Annotated in this window: 1 protein-coding gene and 1 pseudogene; both read right to left on the bottom strand. The window is 45.4% G+C overall.

Translation table 11 applies throughout. The features are described from left to right. Window positions 1–242: 242 nt before the first annotated feature. A complete protein-coding gene (gene ndk, locus R7044_RS24280; protein WP_225455880.1) occupies window positions 243–668 on the bottom strand; it encodes a nucleoside-diphosphate kinase in 426 nt (141 codons plus the stop codon). Window positions 669–754: 86 nt separating this feature from the next. Beyond that, window positions 755–1,098: pseudogene (locus R7044_RS24275) on the bottom strand (aminopeptidase PepB); the annotation flags it as partial.

The raw sequence follows: 1,098 nt of genomic DNA, 5'->3' as shown, positions 1-1,098 counted from the left end.
AGATTGATTTTTTCAGTGGTCATGTTGCCTCTCAATGACTGAAACAAGAATAAGGGCGCGAATTGTACAGCCTTTATGCAGCTACAACAAGAGGTCTAAAACCCTGTCTTTGCTAAGGCATTAAAAACACTTCGGTTAAATATTAAACAACCCAACCAATGCGCCTTCGAACTGTTTCGATAATAAAAAGCCCCGGAATTATCCGAGGCTAACTATCTTTACGAGCACAAACTAACTACCGATTAGCGAGGGCAAATTTCTGACTCAGGGAAGAAGAACTCAATCTCACGAGCCGCTGATTCAGGACTATCTGAACCATGAACAGAGTTATGACGCATGCTTAGCGCGTAATCTGCGCGAAGTGTGCCTGCTGCCGCTTCTTCTGGGTTGGTGTTACCCATCAATTCGCGGTAACGTGCAATCGCATTTGCGCCTTCCAACACTTGAACCATAGTAGGGCCAGAAGTCATGAGCTCGTTTAGAGGTTGGAAGAATTCTTTACCTTCATGTTCTGCGTAAAAACCGCTCGCCTGCTCTTCAGTCAGGTGAACCATTTTCGCAGCAATAATACGTAGGCCTGCCTTCTCGATTCGATTGTAGATTTCACCGATCAGGTTTCTTTCCACAGCGTCAGGCTTAACAATGGAAAACGTTCTTTCTAGAGCCACAAAGTTTCCTTTTTGTACTTGTAATAATAGTGTTTAAAAGTGACTTACTTGACTACGGCAGCGCCTAACTGACGCCACCATAAATATTATTTTTCTGCTTGCTCATTAAGAAGGCGAGCAAGAGTGCGGACACCCATACCAGTAGCGCCTGCTGCCCACTTGTCGGATGCAGACTTACGGTAAGTACCAGCACAATCGAAGTGCAACCAGCCTTTCTTGTAGTCTTCAACAAAGTAAGACAAAAATGCAGCAGCGGTACTTGCGCCTGGACTGTAGTCTCCAGAGCTGATGTTCGATAAATCAGCGAAGTTTGACGGCAACATACCACGGTGGAAATCAGCCAGAGGCAGTGGCCACAGGCCTTCTTTCTCTTTGTTTGCTGCGGTTAGTGCTTGATGAGAAAGTTCATCATCAAAGCTCATTAACGCGT

Source organism: Vibrio sp. 1402, from assembly GCF_033340275.1.
Note: the sequence above shows the minus strand (reverse complement) of the source record. Positions and strands in the feature narration are given on the sequence as shown.